Below are 13,459 nucleotides of genomic sequence, written 5' to 3'. Positions count from 1 at the left end.
GATCAGCTCACGTTTGCCAGGTCGAGCGTCCAGGTTTCGGCCGCAGGGTTCACCGCAGAGGGCGTGACGCCCGCCAGTTTCATTCGGGCATACACCCGGCCCACAATCGGGCGGCGGGCGCCGGTCAGGACATGTTCCCAGTGGTTATCGATCAACCACTGGATTTGTTTCGACGGGATCTGATAACCGGTGATGGTGGCCAGCTCTTCGTCGGTCAGAGTTTCGCTTTGAAATTCCATCATGCCGTTGCTCCAAGTTGTAAGCCTGACCGATGTAGGGCATTCATGCATGCAGGGTTCAGCCACAAGCATTCCTGCCTGCTGCTGGTCCCTCGGCCGGCAGATATCCGCGCGCTGGTGCTGTTCATTGACCACCCTATGAGCAGCTCGCGGTAGATCTCACTGTCGTACCCAGAGAGTGCAATCATTCCCTTTGCCTCAAGGAGCGTGCCAATCAACTCGCGGTGGTCCGCGTCGGTCATTTCGTGGCGGTAATAGCGCCCGGACACGGCGTTCTTGTAACGCGTGCCATGCATGTATGGCGGGTCTACGTAGTGCAGCGTGCCGGAATCGTCGTGGGCCTTGATCACCTCGATCGCGGGACGGTTCTCAATCAGCACGCCTGCCAGGCGTTGACCGATCACGGCGATCTGTTCCGGGTATTTGGTCCATAGGGATTGGGCCGTCCCGTATTTGCGCTTGGTATCGATGCGAAATCCGGTGATGCCCTTGGTTGCGCCTGCGGATCCGAAGCCCATCTGGGCGCGGATGATAGTTCGCCGGGCGCGTTCGATCTGGTTGTCAGTGGGTTGCCATGCCAGTTCAAACTCTTCGCGCGAGTAGGGAGTTAGCACGAGCAGCTCGGCCAATGCGTTGCGCGATTGCTCGGCCTGGAACACGCGGAACAGGTTGACGATATCGCCATCCATGTCGTTGTAGACCTCGGCATAGCTGCGGCTTTTCTGCATCAGAACGCCGGCGGCGCCGCCGAATGATTCCACGTAGCAGGTGTGCGCGGGAAAGTGCTGCAGAACCCAGGGGGCAAGCCGAAACTTACCGCCGTGGTAGCGGATGACGGGGGTTGTGATAGTCATGCTGCCTCCCGCTGTTGCATGGTGATTTGCCATGGGTCATTCGCCATCGCCAGCGCACACATAGGCGGCGGGCTGACACTGTTCCCGCACATATGCACCTGCTGGGTGATATTGAACGGCTTGCCGTCGGCGCCGTGGCTGATGATGTAGCCCGCGGGGAAGCCCTGGGCCTTGTACAGCTCTGGCGGCTTGAGCATCCGCAGGCAGATGTCGACGATCACGTAGGGCGTGCCCTTCACCATTACCGTGACCAGGGCCAGCCGGTCCTTGGTGGTGATGGTCGGCGACGGCGCATCGCAGGCGCTGGTGTTCTCGGTGCCGTAGTAGCTGATCAGGAACGCAGCTACCCGGAGGGCTCCGGCTTCGTGTTCTGGCGATAGCGTGAGCGACACCAGGGAACTTTTACCGCCGCCGCCGGCGGTGGTGGTCGGCGCCGGATCATCCAGGCCCTGGCCCACGCTGCCACCGAATGCCCGCTCCATGAACGCGCTGACCAACCCGTGGTGCTGTCCACCGGCGCTGACGGTGTGCAGCGGGTCGCTCAGGTCGCGCGCATCACAGTTGCCGCGCAAGTGCACCAGGTTCGCCACTGCCAATTGCTGCTGACTGCCGGTGTTGGTAACCGTGGTCATCGGCTCGCACATGTCCTTTGCGTGCGTGGTGTTGAACCCGCCGTTCGCCTGGATCATCACCGCGGCGCTGACGGCCTGGCCGCCGCCGCTGGCAGTGATGGTGCCGATCGGGCCGCAGATGTCGTTCACCCCATGTGAGCGGCGTTTGTTTGCGCCAGAGCCTTCGCCGTGCCCGGCCTGGACGATGCAAGCCGATGCAACTGCGCGGTGGCTGCGAGTCATGAGTGTGCCGATCGGCTGGTCCGCTGATACGGGGTGCCCTGCATACACAGGCCCGCCAGCGCCAACCATCACAGGACTGATCAGCGTCAGTTCGCCACGATTTGCGCAGGTCACCGTAGGCAGCGGGTCGAGCGGGTCGTTGATCCGGTCGCTGCCTTGGTGAGTTGCCGGCGCGATCACCGGGCTGACCACGGAGAAGGCGCCACCCTTTGGATAGGAGGTGATTGTGCGCAGCGGCTCATCGGCAGACTGCACCGACTCACCCGACCAGTTCGCAATCGGCACAATGAAAGGTGCTGGGTTGTCGATGACGAACTTCTTCATGCCCTTGGCGACCCGGCGCAACGTTGCGTCGGCCAGGTCCTTCTTGCGTCCAAAAATGCTTTTGCCCAGGTCCGTGAAGTCGATGCAGTCCGCGGCGGTTTTCCACTTCTGCTGGCCCTTGGTGGGGTTCTTGGCGTGTGTTGGCTCCGGCCATACGATCGGCTGGCCATCGCACCGGGCAATCATGAACAGGCGCGCCCGGCTGGTCGGTGCACCGAAGTCGCATGCCCTGATTACCTTCCACTCGACGACGTAACCCATCCCTTCCAGCAGCGCCACGAATCGGCGCCAAGTGCGTCCGCGCTGTTTCGGATCAGGGACCAGGAACTGGTTCGATACCGGCACTTGCTCCCCAGGTGCTGCGATTCGGTTGGTGGTCTTTCCCTTCTTGGTCGGGTGTGGCACCTGGTCCAAGGTCAGCACCCGCCCGGTGGCTTTGTCACGCTTGGCGATCAATCGGCCCCACTGCAGGATCTGTTTCACGTTCTCCAGGCTGATTACCCGGGGCCGCTTCTTTCCTCCCCACTTGAGGCCGATCCACGACAGGTTGCGGATCTCGCGCTTGCGCGGTTGTCCGCCAGCAGCCTGGCTGTGGTGCGTGCAGTCCGGAGACATGTGGAACCAGCCCACGGCCTTGCCGCCGCACTCGGTGTCGGGGTCGCCTTCAAACACATCGGTCGTGTAGTGCACCGCGCCGGGGTGGTTGATGGTGTGCATGCTGATAGCGTTGGGGTTGTGATTCTTCGCGACATTGACAGGGCGACCCAGGCCCATCTCTAGGCCGGTACCGGCGCCGCCACCGCCGCAGAAGAAGTCCACGACGATTTCATCGTCTTGGGCGTTGAAGCCCAGGCCGTATTGGGTTTTGAAGTCGAACGGTTGTTTCTTAAGTGAGGTCATGCCGATAACCTCCGGCGGTGAGAGCTCTGCATTGACGCCATCAATTGCGAGAAGAACATCATTGATGCGGATTCGGCCGAAAACGGGATGATGGTCTCCTTCATCGGCTGGACGCCGCGTAGGCAATCCCATTCGCCGGGGTGCTCTGGCATTAGGTCGCGGCGTTCGGTGGCCAGGGCGACCATATCGGCCTGTTTCACGCAGGCTGGCAGGTCGATCTGGATGTCGAACCGCTCGCACACGGCGAGCCAGATCTGATTCTCGACGTACTGGTATTCAGGCATTACGGCCTTGAGCGGGCGTGTCATGTCACCGATGTAGGCTTCGGTCGCGTCGTGCAGTAGCGCCACCAGCTGGTGCTCGGTGGGTACCAGGCTGGCAACAATCAAGCTGTGTTGCGCCACGCTGTAATGAGCGCGTGTGTGCCCGTTGAATCGGCACAAGCGCGACAGGGCGTGAGCGATATCCACCGGCTTGATCATGGATGCGGTTGGGCGCAGCAGGTCGAACTGCTGGCCGCTTTGGGTGAGGCTCCAAGTCATGCTGCACCTCCAGTGGTGGTCGCGCCGGCCAGTTCATGGTCAAACGAAACGCGAAACCCTGCGGCATTTCGGTGGCCGCCGCCGCCGTATTGGCCGGCGATCTCTGACACATCCATACCGTCATCCGTGCTGCGAAGGCTGAACGAGCGACCGCTCGGTGTATCCCAGTAGCAGGCGGCAAATGGCTCGCCCTGGGCCATTAAGGCGCCTGCGTCACTTGTCAATGTGTAGGGCAGGCTGGCAGCGGGTACGTCGTACCCGCCGATCATCAGGCGACGCTTCGTTACGGCAACCAGTTCGGCCACATCCTTATGATGTTTGCGCTCGATCGCGGCACCGTCTGAGCGCAGGGTCTGGACGTCGGTAGCCATCAGCTGATCCCAGACTTCGAAGTCATACGGGTAGCTAAAGAGGTTGGCTTGAATCTCTCGGGTGCCGTCCAGCTTGAACAGCCACAGGTCTCGATCTTCGATGTGGCGCAGCAGTTGCGGCGGCTCTTGCCCTGGAAAGTAATGATCCCAGGCGAGCATTGCGCCGCTGCGGTTCATATCAAAGCAGCAGGCAATTGCTGGGCAGTTTTTATTTCGAGCAAATTTGAGAGCTGTTTTCCAGCCGAGCAATTGGGGGCCAGCGTCCTGGTAAGCATCGTGTTCGACGCCGGCGTGGAATTGTTCGAAACGCACCAGGTCATCGGCCGCACTTTTGTGGTGGTCGAGCACGATGATGCTGTTGGCGGAGACGGCGAGCGCCCGAAGCACGTCGTACTTGTAGCTGAAATCGACGATGACAACGTCTTTCCCGGTCACGTCTGGCGGCTCTTGACCGTAAATCCCCGGAATGAATTCGACATCGTTACCGAGGGCTTTGCGAACAACCCATGCGGCGCCGAATCCGTCTGCGCAGTTGCCGTGGTAGATGCAGATTTTTTTCATGCTGCATTCTCCGCGTTGAGTGGCGCTGGATATGCCGCTAACCACATCTTCGCGGCGAAGGCGGTCAGCTGTCGGCGCTGTTTGTTCACCCTGGCGACCATGATTTCTGTGCCAGGGAACGCCTGCCAGGTCTCAACGGCAAGCCCAAGTGAAGTAGTGATCCTGGTCATCAGTTCATGGTCGGCAATGGTGCAGGCTGGCGAAGCGGCATGCTGCTCGCGTGCCAGGTTAACGCCACGATCAAAGCCGCGGGCGTATGCTTTCTTGCCTGCTTTGATCAGAAAGAAAGCGGTCGCAATCCAGCCCACGAGCAGGCCGGCGACGATAATGTAGGTTTCGATTTGCATGTGCTGTATGCCTCGTTAGAGCCCGCCGCCGGACAGTTTTGGTGAGAGGACGGCGGCGGGGTGTTGCAGGTTGTTAACCCAGGTTGAAAGTGCCGATCGTCAAGGTCGCGGAACCGCCGACTTCTTTTTGAACGACTTGTTTGAACTCTTGCGCCAGGTCTTCGCGCAGCTGAGCTTCGCCAATCCAGCGCAGGCGGAGTGCGGGCTTATCGCCGCCAGTCAGCACGGCTACGCGCAAGCGGATGGTGCGTGCGATCAGCCCTTCGTAAGGGGCCACAGTGAACAGGAATTCAGCCGGCAGACCTTCGGACGACTTGGCCTCGATCTGGTCCATCGCCGAACGGGAAGCGCTCATGTCGCCAACTACGTGTTCGCTCTTGCGCGCTTGTTCGATGCTAATGGAGCGAATCGCGCCGGCAGCCTTGCGCAGGTCAATCTCTTTGTCGTCAGCGTCCAGGGCTTTCAGGTTCGGTGCCCAGTCCTCGATCCAGTCGCTAAGATCCTTCTGGGCGTGCTGGCGTTGTGCTGCACATTCAAGTGCGAGGAACGCAGCAGTCTTTTTCAGGCCGAGGGTTGCGGTGTAGTCACCATGGCCCGGCTCCGTTGCGGTGCCGAGGTTGAAGTACACGGTACAGGCCATCGAGTCACCGTCTACAAAGCCCGCGACTGCTGGACCTTTGGCGGCGATCACATAGTCCGCAAAGTCTTTCAACGAGTGGGTGGCCAGCGAGCCACGGAAGCGGCTGCGCAGCTCCTGAAACTTTTCAATACTGTGGATCTTGACGTCGGCCGGCAGCGCCAGAACTGGCGTGAAGGTGCCCAACGATTTGGCGTGGGCGAGCAGGGCGGTGTCTTGAATGAGTTGAATTGCACGAGCTTCCATTGGATCTATTCCTGTTTTGGTGAGAGGTATGGAGCGGTGAAGCGTTACTACTTGGCGTGAATCGGTGCGTCTTCGCGAGAAAACATCTGATCGGCATGAGGTGTTTCGGGGAACAGCGTAAGACAGCCGCCCGAGCCGACATGCATAGGCGTGTCGAGGGTGGTGTCTTCGCTGCGGCTGCCGCGCTTGGTCGGTACCTTGTAGGCGAGCTTGTGGTTGACGGTGACCTGATGGCTGTCGGCGATCTGCTTCATGGTGAAGGTGAGCGTGACCGTGCCGACCTTCTTGTTGTCGACGACACCGGCCGCGACTTCCGAGAGGGCGTGACCGATTTGACTGGCGAAGACGCCGGCATTGAGTTCGCCAATAAACTCGGCGGTGTTGGTAGCTTTCATGTGCTGTGCCTCATTGGTGAGTTGCTGTTTGTCCCTGGTCGGCAGGGGCTACCGTTTGAATCAGGCCGCTTGCTTCGTCGCTTGGGCGTCGAGGTAGTCGGCCAGGTCGTGCAGGTAAACGACTGGCTTGGCTCGGGCCGAGCAGTGCAGGCGCTTGACCACTAGGGCGATCCGACCGGCCTTGATTTCGCTCAGCAGGTAGCGGTCGGTGCGGATGTGCGTAAAGTACTGTTCACGTACAGCGGTCAAGGTTGGGCACGGCGTGGCGAACTGGCGCCGGAGTTGTTCCAGGGTGGTGGTCACGCGCGCTCCTCCCCATGCCCCTCCTTTCGGGGCACCAGCTTGAGGCGGATCAGTTCGGCGAGACCTTCTTTGCTCTTGCCCTTGGCCGCTGCCAGGACGTTGCCCTCGGCGTCTGCGACGACGGCGCCGTATGGGTATTCCGGGCACTTCACCGGGGTCACGTAGGCGACTTGACCGTCAGAAATCACTGCGTCGACGCAGCGGAACACTTCGGCCAACTCGACCGACACGCAGGGCAATGACTCCAGCAGCGCGACAGCTTCGGCCGAGGCGCCAATCAGCGTGGCGCGGCTGATCACCGTTGGGTGGTTGAGGTGCATCGGCACCAGTTTCAAGGCGCCTACAGCGGAATTGATGGCGTTCGGCGTCTTCATGCTGCTGCGTCCTTCTTGGTGATGGAGATGTCCAGCTTCTTGGCGATCCACTCAACACCCGCTTCCTTGACCATTACTACGGAGTAGTGGGTGTAGTTGCAGAGTGTTGGATTCCAGCGGCTGCGCGGGTCGGAAAACAGGTAGCCGCGCTCGCGGTGAGCTGCGGCCAGGTCGCCGGATGAATTGATCACGCCGAGTTCCCGCAACCTGGTGCGGAAGGCGCGGGGCTTGAGCCCGAGCAAAGCGGCTGTTTGATCCAGGGTGCGGTTCATGGCTGCTGGCCTCAGGCTGAGAGCTGATCGGCGCGCTGGTGGCGCTCGCGAATCATGAGGAACACCTCGTCCAGCGAGCGCAGGAACTCATCAACTGTGCCGTTGTTGCGCAGGATCAGATCGTTCTGGCGAACGGTTACCCCGGCCTCGCTGATGTGTGGGCTCACCGCTTGCGCGGCGTTGCGGCCGATGTGGATGACGGTGCCGCCCCGGCGTCGAATGAGGTGGGCCTCATTTTCGAAGCGCACGTCGCTGACGACGAAACCGATTACCGCGCCCAACGCCTTCATCATGTAGTCGAGGTTCTGTTCGGCGAGCTTCACCCAGACATCTGGGTGCACGGTGTTGCGTGCCCACTCGGTGCCCATCGACTGCATCAGTTGGCGCGGCGAACGTTCCAGCCAGGCCAGTGGCTGCTCCTTGCGGTCGCCTTCGAAGTCTGAAGGGTCGAGGTTGAAAATCGCCATCAGCCCATCGCGGAGCGGATCAGCGAATGCGTAGTGCTCCAGCAGGTAAGTGCCAACCAGGTGCTCGGCGGCGGTCGACTTGCCGGAGCGGGCACGGCCAGTGAGGCCAATCAGAAGAGGCTTCATGCTGCGTCGCCTCCCCATGGGCCCTGGTCATCGCTGGCAACCGCTGCAGGGGCGCGTGCAACGGTGGCGCGACCCAGATTGACGATGACCAGAAGGCCGGTGCTGCGCTGGATACGTTCTACGGCGGCGGGGCTGGTTGCCGCCGCCGGGTGAAGGTAGACCGGGCAGCGGGTGTTGCTGTGCTGTGTCGTTTGCATGGTTCGTACTCTTTGGTGAGAGGAGTACGAGCGAGGCTATACATACGTTTCGATTCAGTCAATACGTTAGCGAATAAAATATACGTTTCGGAATGGTTGTGGGTCTTGACTCTTTTGGAGGGGGTTAAGGCGGGCAGTTAGTAGGTGGCAGTTTTGGCGGGCCGCGCAGGGTTTCGTGAGTGAATTATGACGTCTAATATTTACTTCGCCGGGCCGACAAATAGGAATTTCAGTTCAGAGAGGCGATACGTGCTGATCAGTTCGATAAGCTCAGGTTGGTCGTCGTAGATCTCGTAAACGTATTGCTGGATGAAACCTTGGAGAGCTTGAACGAGCAGCTTTTCTTGCTCAAGAGACGTAAAGGTTTTACTCCCTACATCGTCGACAACCTTAATTTCCAGCTTGGTTCTTGGCTTGTTTGCCTTGCTGGGCGGGCGTTTGGCCGCGATAGCAACGCTGTCGTCATTGGTGTTTATCGATTCTCGAGGTATGAGTACTGAGTCCTGCCTACCGGTCCATAACCAGGTTGCGGTGACGGACAGCGCCTTGGCTATCTTTTCGACATTCTGCTGTCGTGGGCTCTGCGACTCGCCCGACATTATGCGATGAATGGTCGGTTGCGGAACGCCTGAGAGGCGCCCGAGTTCCGTTTGCGATAGACCAAGTTCGGTCATGCGGTCGGCTATTCGTTTGCGAAGCATCTGGGCACCCTCATTAAAAATACACGACCGTATTCTATTGCATGGGTGTATACGTGTGCGTATGATTCGAAACGAATAAACGCATTGGCAGCCACGATGAATATCCAACAAATGCTGAAAGAGCTTCTGAGCCGAGGACATACCCAGCGCGGTATTGCCGTCCAGATTGGCACCACACAGCCAACCATTTTTCGGGCTGTCAATGGTGCGGACGTTAGATACGAATTGGGCAAAGCCATTGAGAATTTTTATACGCAGGAAGTCGAGTCAGATCGATTGAAAAGCGCATAAAGGGTGCCGGTCTGGGGCCTCTCACCAAAGATCCCCCAGACCGGCTACGACGACACACAGCACATGCACATCGGTCGTGGTCGTAGGATAGGGCGTGCCCGTTTCTATGGCTAGGCCGTAAATGGAGTATTTACGGTTATGAGTCGAACAGATCAATCACCGGCCGCAGGGCCGGTTCTTTCTCTCCGCAAAGCGATCTACCGCGCGGCCCATGATTACCGGGGCGGCGTGACTGCTTTGGCACTTGATATGGTGCTCGATTACGACAGCCTGCAGAAGAAGGTCAAGCACGACGAAGAGCGGCGCTGGCTGGACCCTGATGAGCTGGAAGAGGTGATCAGGCTGACCGGCGATCCTTGCTTGCTGGACGCGCTGGTCAGGCCGGCCGGAGCGGTTTGGTACAAGCCAATCCCGGTACCAGCAACTGCTGATGCATTGAAGGCTGTCGGCAAGATGCTTGAGGAGTCGGGCCAGTTCGTGGCCTGCATGCACGACGGCGCCGCCGACAACATCTGGGAGCCCCATGAAGTGCTTTTGCTGGAGCAGCGGGGTATGGACGTTATCCGTGAGGTGCTGGGCATCATGGCTGGTGCCCGCAAGGCGATGGAGGGCGCTGATCATGTCTGATGATATCGATATTGCCAACGATGCCGCCGAGTACTTCCGCCAGCTCGCATTGGCGAGCCGTCCGCGCCCGACATGCTCCGTCAGCGCGCAATTCTGTGAGGATTGCGATGACCCTATCCCGTTACTTCGTCAACAGACGATCCAGGGTTGTGCTACCTGCGTCAGTTGTCAGGGGTTGCGGGAGCGGCGGCGATGAGTGAGCAATCCACCAGCACAGCGATAGCGTCCTGGGCTCGCCGCTACATCGAAACCTTTAACCTTGCCCTGGTCCCAATTGACCCGGGCGAAAAGGCGCCGAAGGGCATGGGCTGGAACAAGCCAGGTGGTTACATCACCGACCCGGCTGCCGCCGAGGCATTCTGGCAACGCAATCCTAATCACAACCTGGGCGTAGTGCTCGGGCCAAGCCGTGTTTGCTCATTGGACGTTGACGATGTGCAGTGGACGCGGTTTGTGTTGTTCGATCAGATGGGCCTCGATCTGGATGCGATGGCGGTGGTCTATCCGACCATCGTTGGCAATCCTCTACGGTTCCGCGTGCTGTTCAAAATGCCAGATGACATCGAGCTGACGCGCCACTCGCTTTCCTGGCCCAATGAGAATGACCCTGATGGATCGATTCACAAGGCGTTGATGGCTCGGGCGAAGGCGGCGAAAGAGCAGGGCGATACTGCTGATGAGGCCGCAGCGAAAGCCGAGGCTGAGGAATATAAACGCTTCACGGTGTTTGAGTTGCGTGCGGGCCTGGTGCAGGACGTATTCCCGCCATCGATCCATCCGGGTACTGGCAAGCCGTACATCTGGCGTACTCCGCCGAATGCTGCTGATGGTCTGCCGGTGCTTACCAACGAGCTTTTGAACATTTGGCAGAATTGGGACGTCTTCAAGCGCAACGCCGAGGCTGCGTGCCCTTGGGCGCCGAAACCGAAGAAGCCCGCCGCGAAACCTATCAAGCGTGCTCCAGCTGCTGACGGCAAACCCTCGGTGATTGATGAGTTCAACCGGTGCCACGATGTGGAAGAGCTGTTGCGCGCCCACGATTACATCAAGCGCGGTAACAAATGGCTGTATCCACACAGCAGCACCGGGCTACCAGGTGTTACGGTCACCGACCGCAAGGTCTATTCGCACCACGGCGCGGATCCGCTGGCCAACGGTCACCAGAATGACGCGTTTGAGGTGTTTTGCCTGCTGGACCACGATGGCGACCAGTCGAAGGCAGTGAAGGACGCCGCTCGGATGTTGGGTATGCAGCACGCCTCGCGCCCAGCACCACAAGATCTTCCCCCAGCCCCATCGGCGGATGCCAGCGAGCAGGACTCCAGCGCGCCGCCAAGTGAGGCCGCTCCTGCTGCTGACGGGGGAGCGGGGGAGGTGCTGACCTATGAACAAGTACTGCGGCGTTACGTGCTGGTCGAAGGCACCACGCAAGTGTGGGATCTCGACAAAGCGCGGGTGATGAAGAAAACTGCGTTTGAGGCTCGCGTCGGTAAGCCATTGGCGAAACAGTGGGTAGACGACACCACCAAAAAGCTGATCTCGGATGACAAGGTCAAAGAGATCGAGCAAGCCCGCAAGATGGCTGGCAAGAAGGGTGGGGCGCTGAACCTGGAGCCGATTGAACGGTACGTGTACATCGACGGTACCAAGGACGTTTGGGACAGGGAAAAGAAGCGGCGGGTTGCCGAAGGCGCGGTCAAGATGGCCCTCGGTGATATGTACGGTATGTGGTTGAACAGCCCGGAGCGACGCGTGGTCGACGTGGAGAACATCGTGTTCGACCCGACGATGACCAAGGATCCCAATATTTACATCAACACGTTCGACGGGCTGCCCATGGAGCCGGCGCGCGACGATGCCGCGTGCGAGAACCTGCGGTGGTTGATTTCATTCCTGTGCAACCACGACCAGTCGTCACGCGATTGGCTGGTGAAGTGGTTGGCGTACCCATTGCAGCACCTGGGCGCGAAGATGGATACGGCGGTGCTGGCCCACTCGACCATGGAGGGCTCGGGCAAAAGCCTGTTGTTCGCCGATGCGTTCGGTTTGCTCTATGGGCAATACGCGGCCACGGTCGGGCAGACTCAGCTCGAAAGCAACTTCAACGCCTGGCAAAGCCGCAAGTTATGGGCGGTGTTTGAAGAGGTCGTGAGCCGTGATCAGCGCTACAACCAGGTGGGCAAGATCAAGCACCTAGTGACCGGCAAAACGGTTCGGATGGAATCGAAGTTCATCAACGGTTGGGAGGAAGCCAACCACATGAACGCCGCGTTCCTCAGCAACGAGATTATGCCCTGGCCGATCGCGCCCAGTGACCGGCGAATGTTGGTGCTCTGGCCGATGGAGACTCTTCCGGTCGAGCGCCAGAAGGCAGTCGGGCGAGAGCTGGAGAATGGGGGCGTCGCGGCGCTGTACGCGTGGTTGTTGTCCGTTGACCTGGGCGACTTCGACCAGCGCACCAGGCCGCCCAGCACTGATGCGCGTGAGCGGTTGGTGGCACTGAGTCGAGCCAGCTGGCAGACTTTCCTGTTCCTCTGGCAATACGGCGAGCTTGGGCGTGATATGTGGGGCGCCTGTTTGTCCACCGATCTCTATGCGATGTTTCTGGAGTGGTGCCACCGCAACAAAGAGCACGTGATGAGCCAGACGAAGTTCTCGTTGTTCATCAGTTCGGAGGTGGACAAGACCCGAGCCATCCCCTGGACCGACGGCAGCAACCGCAAGTTCGGTGCGTTCTTCTTTCCGCGCGACGAGCAGGCTTCCCAGCCCCCATCACTCAGGTCGGCAGACCTGGGCAAGGCAGTGGTTGCATGGCGGGCTGCGGCGCGCCTGTCGGGCTGGAGCGTCGACAACTGGGACCACATCAAGGCGGCTGCAGCATGAGTCGGACTAAAAGTGTGTTGGGTGTGTCGGGTGTGTGTTGGGTTGGTTTTCGATACCCCACACAATTTCAAGCCTTCTATTTCGCGGCTTTCCGCCTTGTGTGTTGGGTGTGTTGGGTTTGGCTTCGCGCACGCGCATGGGCGACGTTATTTGAATCCATGGCAGCAAGATTTTTTTCTTATGCGAGAACCGTTAAACCCAACACACCCAACACACTCAACACATTTGATTTAAAGCTATTGAATTTAAAGGGTTTTAGGTGTGTTGGGTTTGTGTTGGGTATGGCGTTTTTTGTGTCGGGTTGGGTTTGGGTCGTGGGAGCTGGGCGATGATCGAAGAAATCGAAGAACTGATGCAGCATTGGGGTAACCAGTTCAACCAGGTAGGTGACGGCGGTGGTCTTGGTAGCCCGATGGCGACAATTATGGAGTGGGGCGGCTCTGCCCCTCGTGGCACTCCGGGATCTCGCGATTTGATGATGGCAACAGGCGGTGGGATGGATCACGCAGCATCGGAGGTCGCTGCGGCACTTGCGCAACTTGAGCGGCAGTCGGAAAAAGGGGAGGTGCTCGCGAGGCTGGCGCGTAATCGTTATCTACCTCGCCCTGCGTGGTCGGTACGCTCTCAGTTGCCCTTGCTGGGCTTGGGTGATGATGCGGATCGGACGTATAGAAACTGGGTCCACGCTTTGCACCAGCAGGTGCAGCTGATTTTGACCGTGCGTAGTGCGCCAGGTCGTGCGCGAAATATGCGGGTGAAGTCGCCGGCGACCGATCTGATGCGGGCGTCTACGGTGGGTCGTGTCAGGTCGTGCTGATCGCCGTTCGTCTGGAGCAGTTACCTCAAAGTTGCGTCAAAGTGAGTCAAAGGTGCGCCGAGCAGTTCAACCGAAAAACACTCCTTTCCGGTTTTTCCGGAGAGGGGTAAAAAGTCCCCACGATATGGAAT

General features: G+C 59.5%; 19 protein-coding genes. 5 read left to right on the top strand and 14 right to left on the bottom strand.

Going from position 1 to position 13,459, the window contains the following annotated elements; all coding sequences use genetic code 11:
• Nucleotides 1-2: 2 nt before the first annotated feature.
• From LQ249_RS16615 to LQ249_RS16550, 14 genes are all read right to left on the bottom strand, one after another.
• The gene (locus LQ249_RS16615) at nt 3-239 is read right to left on the bottom strand and encodes a DUF4224 domain-containing protein (RefSeq protein WP_130138087.1); all 237 of its coding nucleotides are present in this window, start codon (nt 237-239) and stop codon (nt 3-5) included.
• Entirely contained in the window at nt 239-1,093 is an 855-nt protein-coding gene (locus LQ249_RS16610) for a DNA adenine methylase (RefSeq protein ID WP_232565675.1), read from the bottom strand. Before LQ249_RS16610 ends, LQ249_RS16615 begins: the two co-directional genes overlap by 1 nt.
• The gene (locus LQ249_RS16605) at nt 1,090-3,171 is read right to left on the bottom strand and encodes a DNA cytosine methyltransferase (RefSeq protein WP_232565674.1); all 2,082 of its coding nucleotides are present in this window, start codon (nt 3,169-3,171) and stop codon (nt 1,090-1,092) included. Before LQ249_RS16605 ends, LQ249_RS16610 begins: the two co-directional genes overlap by 4 nt.
• Nucleotides 3,168-3,713, bottom strand: coding sequence for a phosphohydrolase (locus LQ249_RS16600; RefSeq protein ID WP_232565673.1), 546 nt, complete (start codon nt 3,711-3,713; stop codon nt 3,168-3,170). Before LQ249_RS16600 ends, LQ249_RS16605 begins: the two co-directional genes overlap by 4 nt.
• A complete protein-coding gene (locus LQ249_RS16595; protein WP_232565672.1) occupies nt 3,710-4,645 on the bottom strand; it encodes a phosphohydrolase in 936 nt (311 codons plus the stop codon). The genes LQ249_RS16600 and LQ249_RS16595 overlap by 4 nt, the downstream gene beginning before the upstream one ends.
• The gene (locus tag LQ249_RS16590) at nt 4,642-4,992 is read right to left on the bottom strand and encodes a hypothetical protein (RefSeq protein WP_232565671.1); all 351 of its coding nucleotides are present in this window, start codon (nt 4,990-4,992) and stop codon (nt 4,642-4,644) included. The genes LQ249_RS16595 and LQ249_RS16590 overlap by 4 nt, the downstream gene beginning before the upstream one ends.
• Nucleotides 4,993-5,065: 73 nt before the next feature.
• Nucleotides 5,066-5,875 (bottom strand): DUF2303 family protein, encoded by an 810-nt coding sequence (locus tag LQ249_RS16585; RefSeq protein WP_232565670.1) that lies wholly within the window; start codon nt 5,873-5,875, stop codon nt 5,066-5,068.
• Nucleotides 5,876-5,922: 47 nt separating this feature from the next.
• Nucleotides 5,923-6,270, bottom strand: coding sequence for a hypothetical protein (locus LQ249_RS16580; protein WP_170060867.1), 348 nt, complete (start codon nt 6,268-6,270; stop codon nt 5,923-5,925).
• A gap of 60 nt (nt 6,271-6,330) precedes the next feature.
• The gene (locus LQ249_RS16575) at nt 6,331-6,573 is read right to left on the bottom strand and encodes a pyocin activator PrtN family protein (RefSeq protein WP_032888577.1); all 243 of its coding nucleotides are present in this window, start codon (nt 6,571-6,573) and stop codon (nt 6,331-6,333) included.
• Nucleotides 6,570-6,947 carry a hypothetical protein gene (locus tag LQ249_RS16570; protein ID WP_232565669.1) on the bottom strand — a complete coding sequence of 126 codons (378 nt, stop codon included), beginning with the start codon at nt 6,945-6,947 and terminating at the stop codon, nt 6,570-6,572. The genes LQ249_RS16575 and LQ249_RS16570 overlap by 4 nt, the downstream gene beginning before the upstream one ends.
• Nucleotides 6,944-7,219, bottom strand: coding sequence for a hypothetical protein (locus tag LQ249_RS16565; RefSeq protein WP_170060869.1), 276 nt, complete (start codon nt 7,217-7,219; stop codon nt 6,944-6,946). The genes LQ249_RS16570 and LQ249_RS16565 overlap by 4 nt, the downstream gene beginning before the upstream one ends.
• A gap of 11 nt (nt 7,220-7,230) precedes the next feature.
• A complete protein-coding gene (locus tag LQ249_RS16560) occupies nt 7,231-7,812 on the bottom strand; it encodes a deoxynucleotide monophosphate kinase family protein (RefSeq protein WP_170060870.1) in 582 nt (193 codons plus the stop codon).
• Entirely contained in the window at nt 7,809-8,009 is a 201-nt protein-coding gene (locus LQ249_RS16555; protein ID WP_170060871.1) for a hypothetical protein, read from the bottom strand. Before LQ249_RS16555 ends, LQ249_RS16560 begins: the two co-directional genes overlap by 4 nt.
• A 200-nt stretch (nt 8,010-8,209) precedes the next feature.
• Nucleotides 8,210-8,710, bottom strand: coding sequence for a helix-turn-helix domain-containing protein (locus LQ249_RS16550; protein ID WP_170060872.1), 501 nt, complete (start codon nt 8,708-8,710; stop codon nt 8,210-8,212).
• Between the two features lie 96 nt (nt 8,711-8,806).
• Here LQ249_RS16550 and LQ249_RS16545 point away from each other — a divergent pair, with 96 nt between their 5' ends.
• From LQ249_RS16545 to LQ249_RS16525, 5 genes are all read left to right on the top strand, one after another.
• The gene (locus LQ249_RS16545) at nt 8,807-9,001 is read left to right on the top strand and encodes a hypothetical protein (protein WP_232565668.1); all 195 of its coding nucleotides are present in this window, start codon (nt 8,807-8,809) and stop codon (nt 8,999-9,001) included.
• 138 nt (nt 9,002-9,139) lie between these two features.
• Complete coding sequence (locus LQ249_RS16540; protein WP_167417083.1) at nt 9,140-9,628, top strand: phage regulatory CII family protein; 489 nt, start codon at nt 9,140-9,142, stop codon at nt 9,626-9,628.
• Nucleotides 9,621-9,824 carry a TraR/DksA C4-type zinc finger protein gene (locus LQ249_RS16535; RefSeq protein ID WP_232565667.1) on the top strand — a complete coding sequence of 68 codons (204 nt, stop codon included), beginning with the start codon at nt 9,621-9,623 and terminating at the stop codon, nt 9,822-9,824. Before LQ249_RS16540 ends, LQ249_RS16535 begins: the two co-directional genes overlap by 8 nt.
• Entirely contained in the window at nt 9,821-12,511 is a 2,691-nt protein-coding gene (locus tag LQ249_RS16530; RefSeq protein WP_232565666.1) for a bifunctional DNA primase/polymerase, read from the top strand. The genes LQ249_RS16535 and LQ249_RS16530 overlap by 4 nt, the downstream gene beginning before the upstream one ends.
• A gap of 328 nt (nt 12,512-12,839) precedes the next feature.
• Nucleotides 12,840-13,328, top strand: coding sequence for a hypothetical protein (locus tag LQ249_RS16525; RefSeq protein WP_232565665.1), 489 nt, complete (start codon nt 12,840-12,842; stop codon nt 13,326-13,328).
• Nucleotides 13,329-13,459 lie beyond the last annotated feature (131 nt).

Source organism: Pseudomonas sp. 7-41 (assembly GCF_021233075.1).
GTDB lineage: Bacteria > Pseudomonadota > Gammaproteobacteria > Pseudomonadales > Pseudomonadaceae > Aquipseudomonas > Aquipseudomonas veronii.
The sequence above is the reverse complement of the archived record's forward strand: the minus strand, read 5'-3'. Positions and strand labels throughout refer to the sequence as shown.

What these genes read in the sequence shown, in the direction of transcription:
- LQ249_RS16615 (WP_130138087.1), bottom strand. Translation starts at nt 239, where the DNA reads ATGGAATTTCAAAGCGAAACTCTGACCGACGAAGAGCTGGCCACCATC.
- LQ249_RS16610 (WP_232565675.1), bottom strand. Translation starts at nt 1,093, where the DNA reads ATGACTATCACAACCCCCGTCATCCGCTACCACGGCGGTAAGTTTCGG.
- LQ249_RS16605 (WP_232565674.1), bottom strand. Translation starts at nt 3,171, where the DNA reads ATGACCTCACTTAAGAAACAACCGTTCGACTTCAAAACCCAATACGGC.
- LQ249_RS16600 (WP_232565673.1), bottom strand. Translation starts at nt 3,713, where the DNA reads ATGACTTGGAGCCTCACCCAAAGCGGCCAGCAGTTCGACCTGCTGCGC.
- LQ249_RS16595 (WP_232565672.1), bottom strand. Translation starts at nt 4,645, where the DNA reads ATGAAAAAAATCTGCATCTACCACGGCAACTGCGCAGACGGATTCGGC.
- LQ249_RS16590 (WP_232565671.1), bottom strand. Translation starts at nt 4,992, where the DNA reads ATGCAAATCGAAACCTACATTATCGTCGCCGGCCTGCTCGTGGGCTGG.
- LQ249_RS16585 (WP_232565670.1), bottom strand. Translation starts at nt 5,875, where the DNA reads ATGGAAGCTCGTGCAATTCAACTCATTCAAGACACCGCCCTGCTCGCC.
- LQ249_RS16580 (WP_170060867.1), bottom strand. Translation starts at nt 6,270, where the DNA reads ATGAAAGCTACCAACACCGCCGAGTTTATTGGCGAACTCAATGCCGGC.
- LQ249_RS16570 (WP_232565669.1), bottom strand. Translation starts at nt 6,947, where the DNA reads ATGAAGACGCCGAACGCCATCAATTCCGCTGTAGGCGCCTTGAAACTG.
- LQ249_RS16565 (WP_170060869.1), bottom strand. Translation starts at nt 7,219, where the DNA reads ATGAACCGCACCCTGGATCAAACAGCCGCTTTGCTCGGGCTCAAGCCC.
- LQ249_RS16560 (WP_170060870.1), bottom strand. Translation starts at nt 7,812, where the DNA reads ATGAAGCCTCTTCTGATTGGCCTCACTGGCCGTGCCCGCTCCGGCAAG.
- LQ249_RS16555 (WP_170060871.1), bottom strand. Translation starts at nt 8,009, where the DNA reads ATGCAAACGACACAGCACAGCAACACCCGCTGCCCGGTCTACCTTCAC.
- LQ249_RS16550 (WP_170060872.1), bottom strand. Translation starts at nt 8,710, where the DNA reads ATGCTTCGCAAACGAATAGCCGACCGCATGACCGAACTTGGTCTATCG.
- LQ249_RS16545 (WP_232565668.1), top strand. Translation starts at nt 8,807, where the DNA reads ATGAATATCCAACAAATGCTGAAAGAGCTTCTGAGCCGAGGACATACC.
- LQ249_RS16540 (WP_167417083.1), top strand. Translation starts at nt 9,140, where the DNA reads ATGAGTCGAACAGATCAATCACCGGCCGCAGGGCCGGTTCTTTCTCTC.
- LQ249_RS16535 (WP_232565667.1), top strand. Translation starts at nt 9,621, where the DNA reads ATGTCTGATGATATCGATATTGCCAACGATGCCGCCGAGTACTTCCGC.
- LQ249_RS16530 (WP_232565666.1), top strand. Translation starts at nt 9,821, where the DNA reads ATGAGTGAGCAATCCACCAGCACAGCGATAGCGTCCTGGGCTCGCCGC.
- LQ249_RS16525 (WP_232565665.1), top strand. Translation starts at nt 12,840, where the DNA reads ATGATCGAAGAAATCGAAGAACTGATGCAGCATTGGGGTAACCAGTTC.